Consider the following 19,843-nt stretch of genomic DNA (forward strand, 5'->3'; position numbering starts at 1 on the left):
CGTCATTTTGGCAATTTGTGATCCGAGCAACACTGTCTGCGCCCTATGCCTTTACTGGCTGCAGTGCGAGGAGCCCGAATTAGGGCTTTTGAATGCGAATTGGTCTTCTCATGCGGCAGCGCGCCCCGCCCGGCGCCCGACTCGTGCCTGGAGCCGGGCAGGCGGTGGCCTCACTCGCGGGGAAGGAGCGGGCTGCCCTCAGCGTGAGACCGCAACGGCCTCATCGGAGACGAGGATCACGCGGCGGCGGTCAGTCAGAGGGCGCGACGACGCCGAGCCGTTCGAACAGGATGGCCTTGACGGTGGCCGCGTCGGCCTGGCCCCGAGTCGCTTTCATGACCGAGCCGACCAGCACGCCGACCGCCGGCAGCTTGCCGCCGCGCACCTTCTCGGCGATGTCGGGGTTGGCCGCGATCGCGGCGTCGGCGGCCTCGGTGAGCGCGGTGGTGTCTGACACCACCGCCAGGCCGCGGTCAGCGATCACCTGCTCGACTTCGGTCCCGGTCTCCAGCACCGCGGCCACCACCTGCCGGCCCAGCGCCGTGGACAGCGTGCCGGCGCCGACCAACTCGATGACCTTGGCGACCTGCGCCGGCGTGATCGCCAGCGCCGACACCTCGACCTCGCGCGCGTTGGCCAGCTGAGAGAGATAGCCCAGCCACCAGTTGCGCGCCTCAGCGGCCGGCGCGCCGGCCGCGACGGTGTCGGCGAAGGCATCGACCGCTCCGGCGTTGACCAGTGACCGCAGCTCCTCAGCGCTCAGCCCGAGCTCGGCACGCAGCCGGGTCCGGCGGGCGGCGGGCAGCTCGGGAAGGCCGGCGCGAAGCTCGGCGACCCAGTCGGCGTCCGGCGCCACCGGAACGAGGTCGGGCTCGGGGAAGTAGCGGTAGTCGGTGGCCTCTTCTTTGCTGCGCCCGGACCGAGTCTGACCGGTGGTCTCCTGGAAGTGCCGGGTCTCCTGCTTGATCCGGCCACCGGCGTCGAGGATGCCGGCCTGCCGGATCATCTCCGAACGCATCGCCCGCTCGACGCTGCGCAGCGAGTTCACATTCTTGGTCTCGGTCCGGGTGCCCCACTCTGCCGAGCCGACCGGTGACAGCGAGGTGTTGACGTCACAGCGCAGGCTGCCCTGCTCCATCTTGACGTCGGAGACCCCGAGGGTGCGCAGGATGTCACGCAGCTCTGCCACGTAGGCCCGGGCGACCTCCGGCGCCATCGCACCGGCGCCCTCGACCGGCTTGGTGACGATCTCGACCAGCGGGATCCCGGCGCGGTTGAAGTCCACCAGCGAGTAGTCCGCGCCGTGGATGCGTCCGGTCGCGCCCCCCACGTGGGTGTTCTTGCCGGTGTCCTCCTCAAGGTGCACCCGCTCGATGCCGATTCGCACCAGCCGGCCGTCGACCTCGACGTCGAGGTGGCCCTCGCCGCAGATCGGCTCGTCGTACTGGGAGATCTGGTAATTCTTCGGCATGTCCGGGTAGAAGTAGTTCTTGCGCGAGAACCGGCACCACGAGGCGATCGTGCAGTTCAGCGCCAGGCCGATCTTGATCGCGTACTCGATGGCGGCGGCGTTCACCACCGGCAACGCCCCGGGCATGCCCAGGCACACCGGGCAGGTGTGGGTGTTGGGTTCTGCGCCGAAGACGGTGGAGCAACCGCAGAACATCTTCGAGGCGGTGCTCAGCTCGACGTGGGTCTCCAGGCCGAACACCGGCTGGTACCTGGTCAGGACGTCGTCGTAGGCGGGGTCCAGGGTCTGGGTCATCGCGCTGCTCCCTCCGCGCCGGCCCCGACCACGTCAAGCCGGGGAGCGCCCTTGAGGATCGGGCCGTTACTGGCGACGTAAGCCGCCTCGAAGGCGGCTCCCACCCGGTAGCAGCGGTCGTCGGCCATCGCCGGCGCCATGATCTGCAGGCCGACCGGCAAGGCCGGGCCGGTCTCGTCGGAGAGCCCGCACGGCACCGAGATCGCGGGAGTGCCGGCCAGCGAGGCAGGCAGCGTGCACAGGTCGTTGACATACATCGCCATCGGGTCCTCGACTCGCTCGCCGACACCGAAGGCCACGAACGGCGAGGTCGGCGAGACCAGCACGTCGACCTGGCCGAACGCGCGGGTGAAGTCCTCGGCGATCAGGGTGCGGACCTTCTGCGCCTGCCCGTAGTAGGCGTCGTAGTAACCGGAGGACAGCGCGTAGGTGCCGATCATGATGCGGCGCTTCACCTCTGCCCCGAAACCGCGTTCGCGGGTCAGCGACATCACCTCTTCGAGCGAGTGGTCGCCGTCATCGCCGACCCGCAGGCCATAGCGCACCGCGTCGAAGCGGGCCAGGTTTGAAGACGCCTCGCTGGGAGCGATCAGGTAGTAGGCGGCCAGCGCGTAGTCGAAGTGCGGGCAGGACACCTCGACGATCTCGGCGCCGAGGGACCGCAGGGTGAGCACCGCCTCGCGGAAGGCTGCCAGCACGCCTTCTTGATAGCCGCCGCCGAGGCCGGTCAACTCGCTCACGACGCCGATCCGGACGCCGGTCAGATCGCCCCGAGCGCCCTCGCGTGCCGCGGCCACCACGTCGGGGCCGGCCTGTGGGATCGAGGTCGAGTCCAAGGGGTCGTGACCGGACAGCACCTCGTGCAGCAGGGCGGTGTCCAGGACCGTCCGGCCGAACGGCCCGGCCTGGTCGAGTGAGGAGGAGAAGGCGATCAGGCCGTACCGGCTGACCGCGCCATAGGTGGGCTTGTGACCGACGATGCCGGTGACCGCGGCCGGTTGGCGGATCGAGCCGCCGGTGTCGGTGCCGATCGCCAATGGCGCCTGCAAGGCCGCCACCGCCGCCGAGGAGCCGCCGGACGAGCCGCCCGGCACCCGGGACAGGTCCCAGGGATTGCGCGTCACGTGATAGGCCGAGTTCTCGGTGGAGGACCCCATCGCGAACTCGTCCATGTTGGTCTTACCCAGCATCACGATGCCGGCGTCGAGGACCCGGCGGGTCACCGTCGCGTCATAGGGCGGGATCCAGCCCTGCAGGATTCTCGAGCCCGAGGTGGTCGGCAGCCCTTTGGTGACCACCACGTCCTTCATGGCCAGCGGGACGCCTGCCAGCGGACCCAGCGGCTGGCCTGCCCGACGCTGGTCATCGACCGCCTTGGCCGCGGCCAGAGCGCCTGCGGTGTCGACATGCAGGAAGGCCTTGACCTGGGAGTCCACGTCGGTGATCCGGTCCAGGTGGGCCTGAGCGACCTCGACCGCGCTGGCCTCCCCGGCGGCGATCGTCGCCGCGGTCTGGGCGGCGCTGAGTTCGATGAGCTCGGCCACTACTCCTCCTCGCCCAGGATCTGCGGAACGCGGAACCGGTCGTCCTCCACCGCGGGGGCGCCGGCGAGCACCGACTCGCGGGGCAACGAGGCGACCACGACGTCTGGACGTAGGACGTTGCGCAACGGCACCGCGTGCGAGGTCGGCTGGATGTCGGCGGCGGCGACATCGCCGATGCGGGCCACCGAGCCGAGAATGACATCGAGCTGGCCGGCGAACAGGTCCAGCTCGTCCTCGGTCACCGCCAGCCGGGCCAACCGGGCCAGGTGCGCGACTTCGTCGCGGGTCAGGGTCGATCGATCGTCGGACACGACTGCAGAGTCTAGAGCTCCACCGCCCGGACACCGACCTGCCCCGCCACCGGCTCCAGCGGCTGCCTCTGCGCAGCAGCGTTCGCACCTGATCGGCACGGCGCGGGTAACCCCCAGGACACCTGGGCACGGCACACTAGGCGGGTGTCCTACCTGATACGCGTGGTTCTGCCCGACCGCCCGGGCGCGCTCGGCGCGGTCGCCTCGGCGCTGGGCCATGCCGGCGGCGACATCCTCAGCGTCGACATCGTCGAGCGCTCGGGCGGTCAGGCGACCGATGACCTGGTGGTCGAGCTGCCTCCGGACAAGCTGGCCGACTCGCTGATCACCGCCGCGGCCAGCGTGCCAGGCGTGCGGGTCGAGTCGATCCGACCGTACGCCGGGGTGATCGACCCGTTCCGCGAGCTGGAGCTGTTGGAGAAGCTCGCCATCAGCGCCGAGGACGCCTCCGTCGTGCTGGCCGACGGGGTCTGCCGGCTGTTCCGCTCAGGCTGGGCCCTGGTGCTGCAGGCCCCGAGCCAGGACGGCGCCTCGGTGGTGCTCGCCCGCAGCGCGGCCGCCCCCGAGCTTGACACCCTGCCGACGCCCTGGTGGCCGCCAAGCCCCTCGCGCGCGCTGGACGCCGAAGAGGCCTGGGCCCCGCAGAGCTGGGCGAGCTTGGGCACCGAGTTGGCGGTGGCGCCGCTTGGCGGCAATGCGATCCTCGTTGGCCGGCCGGCGCTGCGCTGGCTGGCCAGTGAGATCATCCGGCTGTCGCACCTGGCCTCGATCGCGGCGACCGTGCTCGACCCGACTCCGTCCTGAGCATCGATTCCTGATCCTCGCTCAGCCGCCGATCCTCGCTCAGTCGCCGATCCTCGCTCAGTCGCCGATCCGGGCTCAGTCGCCGATCCTTGCTCAGTCGCCGATCCGGGCTCAGTCGCCGATCCGGGCGAGCGCGGTGGCGGCCTCGGGGCCCTGCTCGAGCAGCACCCTGAAGCCGTCCTCGTCCAGGATCGGCACCTTCAACTCGACGGCCTTGGCGTACTTGCTGCCGGGGGTGTCACCCACCACCACGAACGCGGTCTTCTTCGAGACCCCGCCTGCGGCCTTGCCGCCACGGCTGGCGATCGCGCCAGCGGCCTCATCGCGGCTGTAGTTCTCCAGCGATCCGGTCACCACGACAGCCAGGCCGGCCAACGGCTTCGGGCTGGTGTCGATCACCCGCTCCTCTTCGAGCCTGACCCCGGACTCGCCCCACTTCTTGACGATCTCCTGGTGCCAGTCGACGGCGAACCACTCGTGCACCGATTCGGCGATGGTCATGCCGACACCCTCGACGGCGGCCAGTTCCTCGGCAGAGGCGGCCTGGATCCGTTGGATCGACCCGAACTCGGCGGCCAGCGCCCGCGCGGCGGTCGGCCCGACGTGCCGGATGGACAGCGCCACCAGCACGCGCCACAGCGGCCGGGTCTTGGCCGCCTGGATGTTGTCGAGCAGCTTCTTGGCGTTGGCGGCGAGTTCGCCGTCCTTGCGGCGAAAGAAGTCCGAGCGCGCCAGGTCATCAGCCGTCAGCGAGAACAGGTCGCCCTCATCGGCCACCAGACCGGCCTTGAGCAGGGCCACGGCCGCCTCGTAGCCGAGCATCTCGATGTCGAAGGCGCCGCGGCCGGCGACATGGAATAGCCGCTCACGCAACTGGGCCGGGCAGGACCGCTGGTTGGGGCAGCGGATGTCGGCGTCGCCCTCTTTCTGCGGACGCAGCTCGGCGCCGCACTCGGGGCAATGGGTGGGCATCACGAAAGGCCGCTCAGAGCCGTCGCGCAGCGCCACCACCGGGCCGAGGATCTCCGGGATGACGTCACCGGCCTTGCGCAGCACCACCGTGTCACCGATCAGCACGCCCTTGCGCGCCACCTCGCTGGCGTTGTGCAGGGTGGCCATCTCGACGACCGAGCCGGCCACGGTCACCGGTTCCATCCGCCCGAACGGGGTGACCCGGCCGGTGCGCCCGACGTTGACCAGGATGTCGAGCAGCTTGGTGTTGACCTCTTCAGGCGGGTACTTGAAGGCGATCGCCCAACGAGGCGCCCGGCTGGTCGAGCCCAGCTGGCGCTGCATCGACAGCGAGTCGACCTTGACCACCACCCCGTCGATCTCGTGCTCGACATCGTGACGGTGCTCGCCGTAGTGCTCGATGTACTCAGAGACCTCGGCCAGCGAGGACACCACCTTGGCGCGCGCCGAGGTGGGCAGCCCCCACCGCCGCAGGTGCTCATACCACTGGGACTGGCGCTCGACCCTGGGGCCGCCCTGGACGTGGCCCACCCCGTGCACCACCATCTCCAGCTTGCGGCTGGCGGTGATCCGCGGGTCCTTCTGACGCAGCGAGCCCGAGGCGGTGTTGCGCGGGTTGGCGTAGGGCGCCTTGCCCTCGGCCACCAGCCGGGCGTTCAGGCTCGCGAACTCCGTCAGCGGAAAGTAGACCTCGCCGCGCACCTCGATGACGTCGGGGACGTCGGCGCCGGTCAGCCGGTCCGGGATCGCGGCGATCGTCCGGACGTTGCCGGTCACGTCCTCGCCGGTCCGGCCGTCGCCCCGGGTGGCGCCCCGCGTCAGCCGGCCGCGCTCGTAAACCAGGTTGATCGCCAGGCCGTCGACCTTGAGCTCGCACAGGAACTCGGGTGTGGTGATCTCACGTTCCACCCGCACCAGCCAGGCAGCCAGCTCGTCGGCCGTGAAGGCGTTGTCCAGCGACAGCATCCGCTCCAGGTGATCGACCGCGGCGAACTGCGAGGAGTAGTCACCGGCGACCCGTTGGCTCGGAGAATCCGGTGTGCGCAGCTCGGGAAAGCGGTCCTCGATAGCCTGCAGCTCACGCATCCGCGAGTCGTAGTCGGCGTCGGACAGGGTCGGCGCGTTGGCGATGTAGTACCGGTAGGCGGCGTCGGACAATTGCTCGGACAGCTCGGCATGGCGTTGCCGAGCGGCCGTCAGCTCGGGGCTGTCCGGTGAGTGGTCATCGGCTGTCGTCACGGCTTCAAGTTACCGTCCGGCGCCGACAGCCGTGCTCGGCTGGCAGGCTGGAAACGGCGAGGGCCGAAGGTGCGGCCGATGAGCGCTCGCGCGAAGAGCCAGGAGGCCAGATGAGGGAGCATCGCAGGCGCGACAGCGCCGAGGAGCGGACCTCATCGACCGATGAGCGCTCGCGCGAAGAGCCAGGAGACTGAGATGACCGAGCACCCGCAGAGCCGGCCCGAGCGGGTACGGCCCAGCCGGATGGCCGACCGGGTCAGCGCCGATCAGGCGGTGCTGCGCCAGTTGCTCGCCGACGTCCCGGTCGGGCACGTCGGCTTCGTCACCGAGGACGGCCAGCCGTTCGTGCTGCCGACCGCGGTCGGCCTCGACGGCTCCGACGTTCTGCTGCACGGCTCGACCGGGTCGCGATGGCTGCGGCTGCTTGCGACCGGCATCCCGGTGTCGTTGGCGGTGACCGCGGTCGATGGCTTGCTGGTGGCCAGGTCGGCCTTCGAGTCCTCGATGCACTATCGCAGCGCGGTGTTGTTCGGCCGCTGCGTCGCGCTGGAGGGCGAGGCGAAGCTGACCGCTCTGGACGCCATCACCGAGGCGTTGATCCCCGGCCGAGTCGCCGAGGTGCGCCGGCCGAGCGCGAAGGAGCTGGCCGCCACCCTGGTGCTGCGGATGAACGTCGAGGACTGGAGCGTCAAGGTCGCCGGCGGCCAGCCGGCCGACCCGGCCGAGGACGTGGCGGGACCGGCCTGGGCCGGTGTCCTGCCCTTGGTCAGCCGTTACACCGCAGCGCTGGACGCGCCGGACCTGCGGCCGGGAATCGAGGCGCCGCCCTCGGTGCGGCGGCTACTGCAACCAGACAGCTGAGCCACTGCGCGCCGCTGCCTGAGGTCAGGCCGAGGACCGGGTGCGGCGTTCCAGGGCCGCCTCGAACGGCTCTCCGATCGCCCAGATCGCTTCGAAGGCGCACTGCAGGCTGCTGGTCAACGCCGTGTGCTCGACCAGGATGTTGGTCGAGGTCAGGGCTCCCGCGATCGGGTCGGTCAGCGAGAACAGCGCCCGGTGCCCGTCGGCCAGGCACAGCTTCATCGGCACCTCTTCGGCCACCCGCGCGCCCTCACCTGCCTTGATGAACTCCAGGATCTCGGCGACCACCTCGGGGTCGTCGAGGATGCTCGGCTCGTAGATGCAGCGGACGTCGCCGCCGGCCTGCACGATCCGGCGGGTCGCTTCCAGGCCCAGCGGGTTGTTAGGCATCGCGTACGGGGACTTGGAGAAGGTCAGCAGCGACCGCTCGGCCTCCCGTTGCAGGTCCCGGAACCGGGCGCCGACCATGCCTGGATCGCGCAGCACCTCGACGTAGTCCAGCGGCGCGGTCTCCTGCCGGCCGGCGGACCAGGTGTCGCGCAGTTGGGACGCCAGATCGGTGGAGTGCGACTCCAGGCCGGCCAGGGCCTGACGCTGCACTGCCAGCAGCCGCTCGACAGCCGCCTCGGGATCGGTTGCCGCGTACCTGGTCACCGGTCCCGGCCAGTCGCGGGCCAACCCGCGCGAGACCAGGCTGTTGAGCACGTCGTAGATGCGTTGTCGCGGGATGCCGGCTTCGTTGGCCAGCTCGGACGCGGCGTAGCTCTCTCGCTGGATCAGCGTCAGGTACGCCTTCGCCTCATAGCGCGTCATCCCGAGCTGCACCAGGCCGTGCACCTGCGTGTTCGGATCTGCCATCCCCGAACCGTACCTAGCCGCACGCGGGTTCGCGGACATCAGCGCGGGGTAATCACGTGCGAGCCGGGGATTCTCGGCCGATCAGGCCAGCGCCGCGAGCTGGCCGCAGGCGCCGTCGATCTCCTGGCCGCGGGTGTCGCGGACAGTCACCGGGACGCCGTGGTCGGTCAATCGGGCCACGAACTCCTGCTCGACCGGCTTGGGCGAGGCGTCCCATTTCGAGCCCGGGGTGGGGTTGAGCGGTATGAGGTTCACGTGCGCCAGCCGGCCCGACAGCAGGGTGCCGAGCAGGTCGGCTCGCCACGGCTGGTCGTTGATGTCGCGGATCATCGCGTACTCGATCGAGTACCGGCGCCCGGTGCGCGCGGCGTAGGCGTCGGCCGCCTCGAGCACTTCGCGAACCTTCCACCGGGTGTTCACCGGCACCAGGGTGTCGCGCAGCTCGTCGTCCGGAGCGTGCAGCGAGACCGCGAGGGTGACGTTGAGCCCCTCGTCGGCGAGCTTGCCCATGGCCGGCACCAGGCCGACGGTGGAGACCGTGACCGACCGCTGGGACAGGCCCAGACCGGCCGGGGCGGGGTCGATGAGCCGGTGCAGGGCCGCCACGACCCGCTGGTAGTTGGCCAGCGGCTCCCCCATCCCCATGAACACCACGTTGGACAACCGCACCGGCCCGCCGGGCAGCTCACCCGCGGCTGCCACCCGGGCGGCGGCCACCGCTTGCTCGACGATCTCGGCGGTGGACAGGTTCCGGCTCAGGCCGCCCTGGCCGGTGGCGCAGAACGGGCAGGCCATGCCGCAGCCGGCCTGGCTGGAGATGCAGACCGTGAGCCGGTCGCGGTAACGCATCAGGACGCTCTCGACCAGGGTGCCGTCGTGCAGCCGCCACAGCGTCTTGCGGGTGGTTCCCTGGTCGGTCTCGACGTGACGCACCTCGGTCAGCAACGGCGGGAGCAACGCCGAGCTCAGCCGGTCCCGGACCGCCGCGGGCAGGTCGGTCATGGCCGCCGGGTCGTTCTCCAGCCTGCCGAAGTAGTGCCGAGACAGCTGGTCGGCGCGAAACGCCTTCTCGCCGAGCTCGGTCACCGCGCTGCGGCGCTCGGCCGGCGAGAGGTCGGCGAGATGGCGCGGCGGCATCGCCTTGCGCGGGGTGTCGAAGATCAGTGGAAGCGAGGTCATCAGGTGTTCCATCATCCCATGGCCGCGGGGTCCTGGCGCACGAGTGCGGTGGCGACCCACGCCGGTGAGCGCGATCGCCGAGAGCAGGCCTCAGCCGGGCAGGAACGCGGCCAGCAGCAAGTAGGCCACCGGGGCGCACGGCAGCAGCGAGTCCAGCCGGTCCATGACGCCGCCGTGACCGGGCAGCAGCTTGCCCATGTCCTTGAGCCCGAGATCGCGCTTGATCATCGACTCGCCCAGATCACCCAGGGTCGCGGTGGCCACGATCGCAACGCCGAACAGCGCTCCCTGCCACCACTGCTGGTGGAAGCAGAACACCATCATCAGGACGCCGGCGGCGCTGCCGGCCAGCACAGAGCCCCCGAAACCCTCCCAGGACTTCTTCGGTGACACGGTGGGCGCCATCGGGTGCTTGCCGAACAGCACGCCGACCGCGTAGCCACCGGTGTCCGAGCACACCACCGTGAGGATGAACAGGATGACCCGGGCGGCGCCGTCGTCGGCGTGGGCCATCAGGGTGGCGAAGCCGGCCAGGAACGGGATGTAGAGCGCGACCAGGTTGCCGGTCGCCACGTCTCGCAGGTAGCCGGCCGCCCCGTCGGCGAGCCGCCAGATCGTCAAGCCCAGCACGGTCAGCAGCAACGCCCCGACCAAGCCGTCCGGGCCGCGGAACCAGGCTGCCGCCTCCATCGCCAGCACCCCGGCCAGCAGCGGCACCAGCGGCGGACGCGCCTCGACGGTGCCGACCGCGGCCACCATCTCATACACCCCGACAGCCACCGCGATGCTGAGCAGCACCACGAAGCTGGGACGGTAGAGAGCCAGCGTTCCGATGACTAGCAGGGCCAGGGCCGCTCCGACACCGATAGCGGCGGGCAGGTCGCGTCCGGACCGGGACTTGCGCGGCGGCTTGGCTATCTCCGGAGTGCTGAACGGGGGCGTGTCGAGGGCGATCACGGCGACCGGATGCCGGCCCTGGGGGCTTGGGGAGGCGCCTGCCTCAGCCGCGCCGGGCGCCGGCGTGCCCACCGGATGGTCTGCGCTGTGGGGGTCCACCAGCGCGAGGCCACCGCGGGCGGGCTTGCCCGAGCCGCCGGAGCGCAGGGCCTCCACGACGCGCAGGGGTCGGTCCGCGGAGGCCGCTGGTGCGGCCGGGCTCGCGGAGGCGGCCGGTGCGGCCGGGCTCGCGGAGGCCGCTGGTGCGGCCGGGCTCGCGGGTGCGACTGAGTCGGCGGTCGGCGGGCCGTCCTGCGGCGCGGGCGGGTCGTCCCGGCTGGCACGGCGGGCCGAACGTGGCGTCCGCTGACCGTCCACCGGAGCGGATGCCCGCGAGCGGGCGATCAGCTCCGCGGCGGAGACTCCGGAGCCTCCCCCGTGCCGACCGGCCGAGGCGGGCTGCGCCGGCTCGGCGGCCGGCGGTTCGTCGCGGTCGGTCATCAGACCTCGAGGAGCTCGGCTTCTTTGTGCTTGACCAGGTCGTCCACGGCCGCCACGTACTTGTCGGTCAGCTTCTGCAGCTCGACCTCGGCACGGCGCGCCTCATCCTCACCGACCTCGCTGTCCTTGACCAGCTTGGCGAAGGTGTCATTGGCGTGCCGGCGCACCGCCCGGATCGAGACCTTGCCGTCCTCGCCCTTGCTCTTGGCGACCTTGACCAGCTCGCGGCGGCGCTCCTCGGTGAGCTGCGGGAACAGCACCCGGATCAGGTTGCCGTCATTGCCCGGGTTGACGCCGAGGTCGCTGTCTCGGATGGCCTTCTCGATCGCCTGCAGCAGGCTGGCGTCGTAGGGCTTGATGACGGCCATCCGGGCTTCCGGGGTGCTGACCGATGCCAGCTGAGGCAGCGGGGTCATGGCGCCGTAGTACTCGACGTTGATGCGGGCGAAGCTGCTCGCCGCCGCCCGGCCGGTGCGGAGGCTGGTGAGGTCGTCGCGCAGGACGGTGACCGCCTTCTCCATCTTCTCCTCGGCCTCGAAGAGCGTCTCGTCGATCACGTCAATCTCCTGGTTCTGGCGTCACGGCGGGGGGCGGGGCGGAGCTGTCAGTCCTCTGGCCCGACCAGCGTGCCGATCTTCTCGCCGCGGACCACCCTTGCGATGTTGCCATCGGCGAGATCGAAGACCACGATCGGCATCCCATTGTCGCGGCACAGGCTGAACGCGGTCGCGTCGGCGACCTGCAGCCCCCGGCTGAGCACCTCGTCGTAACTGATGGTGTCGAACTTGACCGCGTGAGGGCTGGTCCTCGGGTCGGCGTCATACACGCCGTCCACGCCGCTCTTGCCCATCAGCAGCACGTTGCAGCCGATCTCCAGAGCGCGCTGGGCCGCGGCGGTGTCGGTGGAGAAGTACGGCATGCCGGCGCCGGCGCCAAAGATCACGACTCGGCCCTTCTCCAGGTGCCGTTCGGCGCGACGGGGGACGTAGGGCTCGGCGACCTGCCCCATCGTGATCGCGGTCTGCACCCTGGTGGGCACACCGGCCTTCTCCAGGAAGTCCTGCAGCGCCAGGCAGTTCATCACGGTGCCCAGCATGCCCATGTAGTCGGCCCGGTCACGGTCCATGCCACGCTGGCTGAGCTCGGCGCCACGGAAGAAGTTGCCACCGCCCACCACCACCGCGACCTGGGTGCCGGACTCGTTCACCTCGGAGATCTGCCGCGCGATCGAGGACACCACGTCCGGGTCCACGCCGACCGAGCCACCGCCGAACACCTGGCCCGACAGCTTCAACATCACCCGCCGGTAGGCGTTTCGCTCAGGACCGCGGCCGGCTTCGCCCGGTGCGTGGCGCGGGTGCGCAGACGACAGAAGGGCCGCCTGTCCGGTCTCGGTCATGACGGCCCCTCTCGTCGTAAAGAACGTTCCTTAATCCTGCCTCATCACTGCCCGGATCGCGGACAACGGCTCGGCCCGATCACAGGCTGCCTCAGGCTGCGCCGACCTCGAACCGGGCGAAAGCGGTGAGCTTGACGCCGGCCTCGTCCATCATGGCCTTGACCGTCTTCTTGTTGTCCTGAACCGCTGACTGCTCCAGAAGCACGCCGCCCTCGGACTTGAAGAATCCGTTCAGACGACCTTCGACGATCTTGGGCAGCGCCGCCTCGGGCTTGCCCTCCTCGCGGGCGGTGGCCTCGGCGATCCGCTTCTCGTTCTCGATCGTCTCGCTCGGCACGTCCTCGCGGGTCAGGAACTGGGCCTTGAGGGCCGCCACCTGCATCGCCGCGCCGCGGGCGGCGCTGACGTCATCGCCTTCGAAGGCGACCAGCACGCCGACCTGCGGCGGCAGGTCGCTGGACTTGCGGTGCAGGTAGGTCGCGACCTTGCCTTCGAGCTTGACCGCCCGGCGCAGCTCGATCTTCTCGCCGATGACGGCGTTGAGAGCCTCGATGTTCTCGGTCACGGTCTTGCCGTCGGCCAGCGTCTCGGCCAGCAGCGACGCGACGTCGGTGGCCGAGGAGCTGACGAAGTGGGCCACGATGTCACCGGCCAGCGACTGGAACTGCTCGTTCTTGGCGACGAAGTCGGTCTCGCAGGCGAGCTCGATCATGGCGTTCTCAGCGGCGGCGACCAGGCCGTTGCTGGTCTGGCGCTCGGCGCCGCGCTTGGCGGCCTTGCCCGCGCCCTTGATCCGCAGCTCTTCCACAGCCTTGTCGAAGTCGCCGTCAGCGCCTTCGAGGGCCTTCTTCGCGTCCATCATCCCGGCGCCGGTGGCGTCCCGGAGCTTCTTCACGTCGGCGGCACTGATTGCCATCGTTAGGTGTCCCGTCTCTCGTCTGTCTTAAGTGAGTCTGAAGTGGGACCACCCGGCAGGCGTGCCCATGGCGAGGGCGTCCGGTCTCATCGAGACGGACGCCCTCGGCGGCGGTTGCCTGCTCAGGCGGTCAGTGCGTCAGGAAGCGGTCGTGGGGTCCGCGGCCTCGGCCGGTGCGGCTGCGGGTTCGGCAGCCTGGGCCGGAGCCGCTGCGGCCTCGGCCGGAGCCGCCGCGGGCTCGCTCGCCTCGGCGGGAGCCGCCGCGGGAGTGGTGTCGGGCGTCTGAGTCGGCTTGAGCAGCTCGGTCTCCCAGTCGGCCAGCGGCTCGTCGGCTGCCAGCACACCGGGCTCGGGCTTCTCGTCCCGACCAGCGCTGGCGGCCAGGCCGGCACGCTGCATCAGGCCTTCGGCGACCGCGTCGGCGATCACCCGGGTCAGCAGTCCGGCGCTGCGGATCGCGTCGTCGTTGCCCGGGATCTTGTAGTCGACCTCGTCCGGGTCGCAGTTGGTGTCCAGGATCGCGATGACCGGGATGTTGAGCGTGTGCGCCTCGGCGCCTGCGCGGTGCTCCTTCTTGGTGTCGACGATCCAGACCGCGCTGGGCGTCTTGGTCATCTCGCGGATACCGCCGAGGGTGCGCTCGAGCTTGACCTTCTCGCGGGTCAGGATGAGCTGCTCCTTCTTGGTGGCGGTGCCCTCCCAGCCGTTCTCCTCCATCGCCTCGAGTTCCTTCAGGCGCTGCAGCCGCTTGTAGACGGTCGAGAAGTTGGTGAGCATGCCACCGAGCCAGCGCTGGTTGACGTAGGGCATGCCGACCCGGGTCGACTGCTCTGCGATCGCTTCCTGCGCCTGCTTCTTGGTGCCGATGAACAGGACGGTGCCGCCGTGGGCGACCGTCTCCTTGACGAACTCGTAGGCCCGGTCGATGTAACCGATCGTCTGCTGCAAATCGATGATGTAGATGCCGTTGCGCTCGGTGAAGATGAACCGCTTCATCTTCGGGTTCCAGCGCCGGGTCTGATGTCCGAAGTGCACTCCGGAGTCGAGCAGGTTCTTCATAGTGACGACGGCCATCGGGCACGTCCTCCTTGCGTTCGTGCGCAGGCGCCCTGACGGGCTGCTACGCGGCCTCGGTTGTCGCGATCGACCGGATGGTCGATCACCCTGGTGCCGTGTGCGCGGCCAGCGCCGGCTGGTGAGAGCCGGACCGAAGTCGACCGCTACCTGCTGAGGATCGGCAGGCGGGCACGCGAAGTCACCCGGCTTTCACCGGGCGCTGGTGGAAGTCTAGCGCCCGGGTCGCCGACGAACACAATCGCGGTCGCGGGCGGGGCTGCGAGCAGTGAGCGGGTGGGTGGCGGCTCCAAGACCGGCTTGGGTGGACCGGCTTCTGTGACCGGCTTCTGTGACCGGCTTCTTGTGGACAGTGCGTGACCTCGCCGGCGCAGTGTCCACAAGCTGGTGTCAGACCGCTGTCGAGGCGATTCTCCCGCGCAGGCTTGAACCCGTGCACCTGATGAGCGCCATGATCGCGGCGATGACCCTGACGATGACCCTCCCTGCCAGCGGGGGCGCGCTGGCGGCTTCTGACGCCCAGCCCGGGCGGGTGGGGGTGGCCCGAGCAACCGGGGCGCCGGGGCTGGCTGCCGCGGGCGGGGTCGGCGATCGGCCCTATCGCGCGCCGCTGGCCGGCGGGCTGCGGGTGCGGGCGCCGTTCGCTCCACCGGCCGAGCGGTACGGCCGCGGTCATCTGGGCGTCGACCTGGATACCCCGGCCGGAATTCCGGTGCTGGCCGCCGGCGCCGGCACGGTGCGCTTCGCCGGGCCGGTGGCCGGCCGCGGGGTGGTGGTGCTGGCGCACCCGGACGGCGTCAGCACCGAGTACGAGCCGGTGACCGCCACCGTGCGGGCCGGTCAGCGGGTGCTGGCCGGCCAGCGGATCGGCCTCGTGCGCGGCGTCCACCGCGGTTGCGCGCCGGAGCCCTGCCTGCACTGGGGCGCCCGCCGCGGCGGCGCCTACCTTGACCCGATGTCGTTGCTCGGGCCGCTCGGCGTGGTCAGGCTGCTGCCCTGGAGCTGAGGACGTCCTCGGGTCCGCTTCAGGCTCGCGGATGGGCTTGCTGGTAACTGGTGCGCAGCCGGTCGACCGAGACGTGGGTGTAGATCTGGGTGGTCGCCAGGCTGGCGTGCCCGAGCAGTTCCTGGACGGCCCGCAGGTCGGCGCCGCCGTCGAGCAGGTGGGTGGCCGCGCTGTGCCGAAGCCCGTGCGGTGACAGGCCTGAGCCGCCGGCCAGGTCGGCGGTGACCGCGTTGACCACCCGGCGGGCCGCTCGCTGGTCAAGCCGGCCGCCGCGGCGTCCGAGCAGCAGCGCCTGGCCGGAGGCAGCGGTGGCCCACTTTGGGCGGCCCTCCTCCAACCAGCGCTGCAGTGCGGCGTCGGCCGGGACTCCGTAGGGCACGGCGCGCTGCTTGTCGCCCTTGCCGACCACCCGCAGCACCCGGCGGTTGCGGTCCAGATCGCCCACGTCCAGGCCGACCAGCTCGGCGACCCGGATGCCGGCGCCGTAGAGCAGTTCCATGATCAGCCGATCCCGCAGCTGCTCGGGCTCGTCGCCGTCGAGTGAGTCGATCGCCTGGCTCGCCTGGCCGGCCGAGAGCACCGTGGGGATCGAGCGGTGCGGTCGCGGGCTGACCAGCAGTTCGGCGACGTCGGCGGCGATCAGCTGGTTCTTGAACGCCCAGGTGCTGAAGGTGCGGGCGGCGGCCGCCCGCCTGGCCAGCGTGGTGCGCGAGGCCCCGGCCTGGTGCTGGCTGGCCAGCCAGCCGCGCAGCTGCCGCAGGTCCAGCGCCCGCAGCTCGGTCTCACCGGTGGAGCGCACATGGTGCAGCAACTGGGTGACGTCGCCCAGGTAGGCCGCGACGGTGTGAGCGGAGCGGTTGCGCTCCAGGCGCAGGTGCCGCTCGAAGGCGTCAAGCGTCTTGAGCAGGTCCGGACCCAGCTCCTGGCGCATCGCGGTCACGTCGACGCGCCGGGCGCCGGAGCGGCCAGCGCGGCTCGACGATGCCAGCCGGGCGGTCGGCCGTTGGAGCTCGGCGTGTTTCTTGGGCTGGGCGCCGGTCCCGGCCGACGCTGACGCAGCCAGAGCGGCCACGTCGCTGCAAGGCCCGGTCATGCCGCTGACAGTGCGCGCGAGCCGGCCGAGGGTCAACTCGCCACGCTGGCCAGCCGGTAGCCCTCCCGGGCGACGGTGATCAGGCCCAGGCTCTGCAGCACCGGCAACGCCGCGATCACCTGGCTGATCGGCTGCCCGCTGAGCCGGGACAGCTCTGCTTCGGTGACGCTGCCACGCCGGCCGGGAAATCCGTCGAGCACCGAGCGGTCCACCGCGTCGAGGCTGTCGTAGGCCCGCTGCCAGGATGCCTGGCCGCTGGCGCCCGACGCGCGGTCGGCCTCAGCCTCCGGTTCTGCCGACAGCTCCGTCGACAGCTCTGCCGAGCCGCAGTAGGCCAGCACCTCGGCGACGCTGGTGACCAACCGAGCCGGCTCCTCGTCCCGTTGGATCAGCCGGTGGCAACCGGCCGACATCGCCGAGGTGACCGGCCCGGGCACCGCCAGCACCGGGCGGCCAAGGTCACGCGCGTGACCGGCGCTGTTGAGCGCGCCGGACCGGTGGGCCGCCTCGACGACCAGGGTCGCGGCGCCGAACGCCGCGATCAGCCGGTTGCGGCTGAGAAACCGTTGCCGGTGCGGAGCGCTGCCGGGTGGGCGCTCGCTCACCAGCAGCCCCTGCTCAGCGGTCCGGTCATACAGGTGGCGATGGCCGCTGGGATAGGGCCGGTCCAGGCCGCCGGCCGACACCAGCACCGAGCAGCCACCGGCGGCCAAGGCCCCGCGATGCGCCGCGGCGTCGATGCCGTAGGCGCCGCCGGAGACGATCACCACGTCGCGTTGGGCCAGGCCGTAGCTGAACTCCGACGCGATGTGCTCGCCGTAGGCGGTGGCCGCCCGCGAGCCGACCACCGCGACCGAGTGAAAGCCGACGGCGCCGAGGTCGCCCGCGCCCCGCACCCACAGCGCCAGCGGCGGGATCGGCTCGCCCCGCTCGGGCCGGGCACGCACCCCGGCCTGCCATTGCGCCACCCGCCGTTGCGCGGTGGCCTGCAACGCGGCGAAGGCGAAGTGAGGCCAGTCCTCATCGGCCGGGGTCAGCAGCCTGATGCCGTTGCGCTGGGCCGCCTGCAGATCGACCTCCGGGTCGGCGGCGGTTCGGCGCGCCTCGGTGCAGGAGGCGACCTCCGCGGGCGCCTCTCCGGCCCGGACCGCCGCGGCGGCGGCCAGATAGCCGTGCCGCTGCACGAACATCCACAACGGCAGGGACGCCGGCTCGGCGACCCGGCTCAGATAGGCGCCGGCCAGCTGCAGCTGCTCCCGCTCGGCCGCGGTGGGCGAGGCGTGTGCGGCGCTCATACCGACGTCACCGCCGCCCGGCCGGTCCGCAGCCAGATCGCCTCGGACACCTCGGCCGAGCCTGGGCGGGCCATGCCTGCCAGGTCGGCCAGCGTCCAGGACAACTTCAGCACCCGGTCACACCCCCTGGCGCTCAGCCCGCCACGCTCGATCTCGGAGTCCAGCTGGGCCAGCGCCTGGCGAGGCGGCCGCCAGCTCCGCGAGCGAAGCACCGGCCCGGGCACCTCGGCGTTGGTGTTCCAGCCGAACGGCGCCCACCGCTGGCGCGCCGCTGCCCTGGCCCCGGCCACCCGGGCAGCCACCACCGCACTCGGCTCACGGGCGTCGCTGTCCTGCATCAGCTCGGTCCGCGACACCGGGTCGATGGGGATCTGCAGATCGATCCGATCCAGCAGCGGGCCGGACAACCGGCGCCGGTACCGGCGCCGGGCGTCGGGGGTGCAGGAGCAGTCAGTGTCCTTGCCAGCTCCGCACGGACACGGGTTGGTGGCCATCACCAGCTGGAACCGGGCGGGGTAGCTGACCGCGCCGCCGGTGCGGTGCAGCGTGATCAGGCCAGATTCCAGCGGCTGGCGCAGCGAGTCGAGCACGGTCGGCTTGAACTCCGCCGCCTCGTCGAGCACCAGCACGCCACGGTGGGCCAGCGAGGCCGCGCCCGGCCGGCCCAGGCCGGCGCCGCCACCGACCAGGGCCGCCATCGAGGAGGTGTGGTGCGGCGCCTGCAACGGCGGCCGGCGGAGCAGGCCGGCGCCGCCGGGCAGCACGCCGGCCACGGAGTGGATCGCGGTCACCTCCAGCGCCTGGGCCGGATCGAGCTCGGGCAGGATCGAGGGCAGCCGCTCGGCCAGCATGGTCTTGCCGGCGCCCGGCGCTCCTTCGAGCAGCAGATGGTGCGCCCCCGCAGCGGCGATCTCCAAGGCCCGGCGGGCCACCGGTTGGCCCACCACGTCTGCCAGGTCAGGCAGCGGGGCCGGCGGGTCGCTCCGCCCGGCCGGAGCGCTGCCCAGCGCCGTGCCGCCTCGCAGCGCCAGCACGATCTCGGCCAGCGAGGCCGCCACCAGCACGTTCAGACCAGTCACCAGCGCTGCCTCGGCGCAGTTGCCCGGTGACACCACCACGGTGCGCACCCCGGCCTCGCGGGCCGCCAGGACCGCCGGCAGCGCGCCACGGACCGGTCGCAACCGGCCGTCCAGGCCCAACTCGGCCAACCACACCACGCCTGCCACCGACTCGGCCGGGACGGCGCCGGCCGCTGCCAGCACCGACATCGCCAGCGCCACGTCGAAGACCGAGCCGTACTTGCGGACGTCGGCCGGCAGCAGCGCCACCGTGATCCGCTTGTTGGGCCAGTCGAGCCCGGAGTTGAGCACCGCCGCCCTGATCCGGTCCCGAGACTCCAGCACCGAGACGTCCGGCAGCCCCGTGAACGTCAAGCCCGGCAGCCCGGCTGAGAGATCTGCCTCGACTTCGATGAGCCGCCCGGATACCCCGGACAGCGCGATCGACAGGGTGCCCGCCAGCGCCATCAGAACGCCGCCCGCAAGTGGCGCACCTGCGCCGGGCCACGCTCGCGGCGCAGAACCGACACCACGTCGAAGCGGATCGACTCCCAGTCGCCGGGATGCTCGGCCAGCCACTGGCCGGCCAGCAGCCGCAACCGCTGGGACTTGACCACGCCGACCGCCTCGGCGGGCTCGCCGAAGGCCAGCGAGGACCGGGTCTTGACCTCGCAGATGACCAGCGTGCGGCCCTCGGCGGCGATGATGTCGATCTCACCGCGGCCGCAGCGCCAGTTGACCTCGATCACCCGGTGACCGCTGTCAGTCAGGCAGCGGGCGGCGATCGCCTCGCCATAGCGCCCGAGGGCGTTCTTGAAGTGCGCATCCCTGGGATGCGGGTGCTGAAGCTGCATACGCTCGACCCTGCCCGAACTAGAGCGCTCAGGCCCGGCGGCTAGCCAAGATGTGGATGACAAGGCATGGCTGTGGACGACAACGAGACGGGGGCGTCCACCAGCGCCCGCAACAGGCCGGACAAGCGACAAGATCGTCATGGGCAGGCTAGGGATCGGGCAGGCTAGGCCAGTGGAA

General features: G+C 71.2%; 18 protein-coding genes. 3 read left to right on the forward strand and 15 right to left on the reverse strand.

What is annotated here, in order from left to right; all coding sequences use genetic code 11:
- Positions 1-250: 250 nt before the first annotated feature.
- The 3 genes from gatB to gatC are packed head-to-tail and all read right to left on the reverse strand — an operon-like array spanning position 251 to position 3,599.
- On the reverse strand, positions 251-1,765 hold the full coding sequence (gene gatB, locus VGB75_07710) for an Asp-tRNA(Asn)/Glu-tRNA(Gln) amidotransferase subunit GatB (GenBank protein HEY0166911.1): 1,515 nt from the start codon (positions 1,763-1,765) through the stop codon (positions 251-253).
- The gene (gene gatA / locus VGB75_07715; GenBank protein HEY0166912.1) at positions 1,762-3,309 is read right to left on the reverse strand and encodes an Asp-tRNA(Asn)/Glu-tRNA(Gln) amidotransferase subunit GatA; all 1,548 of its coding nucleotides are present in this window, start codon (positions 3,307-3,309) and stop codon (positions 1,762-1,764) included. Before gatA ends, gatB begins: the two co-directional genes overlap by 4 nt.
- Positions 3,309-3,599 (reverse strand): Asp-tRNA(Asn)/Glu-tRNA(Gln) amidotransferase subunit GatC, encoded by a 291-nt coding sequence (gene gatC / locus VGB75_07720; protein ID HEY0166913.1) that lies wholly within the window; start codon positions 3,597-3,599, stop codon positions 3,309-3,311. Before gatC ends, gatA begins: the two co-directional genes overlap by 1 nt.
- A gap of 165 nt (positions 3,600-3,764) precedes the next feature.
- Here gatC and VGB75_07725 point away from each other — a divergent pair, with 165 nt between their 5' ends.
- Entirely contained in the window at positions 3,765-4,424 is a 660-nt protein-coding gene (locus VGB75_07725) for an ACT domain-containing protein (GenBank protein ID HEY0166914.1), read from the forward strand.
- Positions 4,425-4,535: 111 nt separating this feature from the next.
- On the opposite strand, the gene ligA is transcribed toward VGB75_07725, so the two are convergent.
- Entirely contained in the window at positions 4,536-6,635 is a 2,100-nt protein-coding gene (gene ligA, locus VGB75_07730; protein ID HEY0166915.1) for an NAD-dependent DNA ligase LigA, read from the reverse strand.
- A gap of 195 nt (positions 6,636-6,830) precedes the next feature.
- On the opposite strand from ligA, the gene VGB75_07735 reads away from it, so the two are divergent.
- Entirely contained in the window at positions 6,831-7,496 is a 666-nt protein-coding gene (locus VGB75_07735; protein ID HEY0166916.1) for a pyridoxamine 5'-phosphate oxidase family protein, read from the forward strand.
- Positions 7,497-7,520: 24 nt separating this feature from the next.
- Here VGB75_07735 and VGB75_07740 read toward each other — a convergent pair whose 3' ends face one another.
- The 7 genes from VGB75_07740 to rpsB form a co-directional block, all read right to left on the reverse strand.
- Positions 7,521-8,354, reverse strand: coding sequence for a helix-turn-helix domain-containing protein (locus VGB75_07740; protein ID HEY0166917.1), 834 nt, complete (start codon positions 8,352-8,354; stop codon positions 7,521-7,523).
- A gap of 81 nt (positions 8,355-8,435) precedes the next feature.
- Complete coding sequence (gene rlmN, locus VGB75_07745; protein ID HEY0166918.1) at positions 8,436-9,533, reverse strand: 23S rRNA (adenine(2503)-C(2))-methyltransferase RlmN; 1,098 nt, start codon at positions 9,531-9,533, stop codon at positions 8,436-8,438.
- A gap of 90 nt (positions 9,534-9,623) precedes the next feature.
- Complete coding sequence (locus VGB75_07750; GenBank protein HEY0166919.1) at positions 9,624-10,970, reverse strand: phosphatidate cytidylyltransferase; 1,347 nt, start codon at positions 10,968-10,970, stop codon at positions 9,624-9,626.
- Entirely contained in the window at positions 10,970-11,527 is a 558-nt protein-coding gene (gene frr, locus VGB75_07755; GenBank protein ID HEY0166920.1) for a ribosome recycling factor, read from the reverse strand. Before frr ends, VGB75_07750 begins: the two co-directional genes overlap by 1 nt.
- 47 nt (positions 11,528-11,574) lie before the next feature.
- The gene (pyrH, locus tag VGB75_07760; protein ID HEY0166921.1) at positions 11,575-12,267 is read right to left on the reverse strand and encodes a UMP kinase; all 693 of its coding nucleotides are present in this window, start codon (positions 12,265-12,267) and stop codon (positions 11,575-11,577) included.
- 193 nt (positions 12,268-12,460) lie between these two features.
- A complete protein-coding gene (gene tsf / locus VGB75_07765; protein ID HEY0166922.1) occupies positions 12,461-13,285 on the reverse strand; it encodes a translation elongation factor Ts in 825 nt (274 codons plus the stop codon).
- Between the two features lie 138 nt (positions 13,286-13,423).
- Positions 13,424-14,359, reverse strand: a complete 936-nt coding sequence (gene rpsB, locus VGB75_07770) for a 30S ribosomal protein S2 (GenBank protein HEY0166923.1) — start codon at positions 14,357-14,359, stop codon at positions 13,424-13,426.
- A 442-nt stretch (positions 14,360-14,801) separates the two neighbouring features.
- Between rpsB and VGB75_07775 the strand changes: the two genes are divergently transcribed.
- Complete coding sequence (locus tag VGB75_07775; protein ID HEY0166924.1) at positions 14,802-15,365, forward strand: M23 family metallopeptidase; 564 nt, start codon at positions 14,802-14,804, stop codon at positions 15,363-15,365.
- A 19-nt stretch (positions 15,366-15,384) separates the two neighbouring features.
- Here the strand turns inward: VGB75_07775 and VGB75_07780 are convergent, their stop codons facing one another.
- The 4 genes from VGB75_07780 to VGB75_07795 are packed head-to-tail and all read right to left on the reverse strand — an operon-like array spanning position 15,385 to position 19,665.
- Positions 15,385-16,458 (reverse strand): tyrosine recombinase XerC, encoded by a 1,074-nt coding sequence (locus tag VGB75_07780; GenBank protein ID HEY0166925.1) that lies wholly within the window; start codon positions 16,456-16,458, stop codon positions 15,385-15,387.
- A 32-nt stretch (positions 16,459-16,490) separates the two neighbouring features.
- On the reverse strand, positions 16,491-17,753 hold the full coding sequence (gene dprA / locus VGB75_07785; GenBank protein HEY0166926.1) for a DNA-processing protein DprA: 1,263 nt from the start codon (positions 17,751-17,753) through the stop codon (positions 16,491-16,493).
- Positions 17,750-19,279: a YifB family Mg chelatase-like AAA ATPase gene (locus VGB75_07790; protein ID HEY0166927.1), complete on the reverse strand. Its 1,530-nt coding sequence runs from the start codon at positions 19,277-19,279 to the stop codon at positions 17,750-17,752. The genes dprA and VGB75_07790 overlap by 4 nt, the downstream gene beginning before the upstream one ends.
- A complete protein-coding gene (locus VGB75_07795) occupies positions 19,279-19,665 on the reverse strand; it encodes a YraN family protein (GenBank protein HEY0166928.1) in 387 nt (128 codons plus the stop codon). The genes VGB75_07790 and VGB75_07795 overlap by 1 nt, the downstream gene beginning before the upstream one ends.
- Positions 19,666-19,843: the final 178 nt, after the last annotated feature.

This window comes from Jatrophihabitans sp., from assembly GCA_036399055.1.
Classification (GTDB): Bacteria; Actinomycetota; Actinomycetes; order Mycobacteriales; family Jatrophihabitantaceae; genus Jatrophihabitans_A.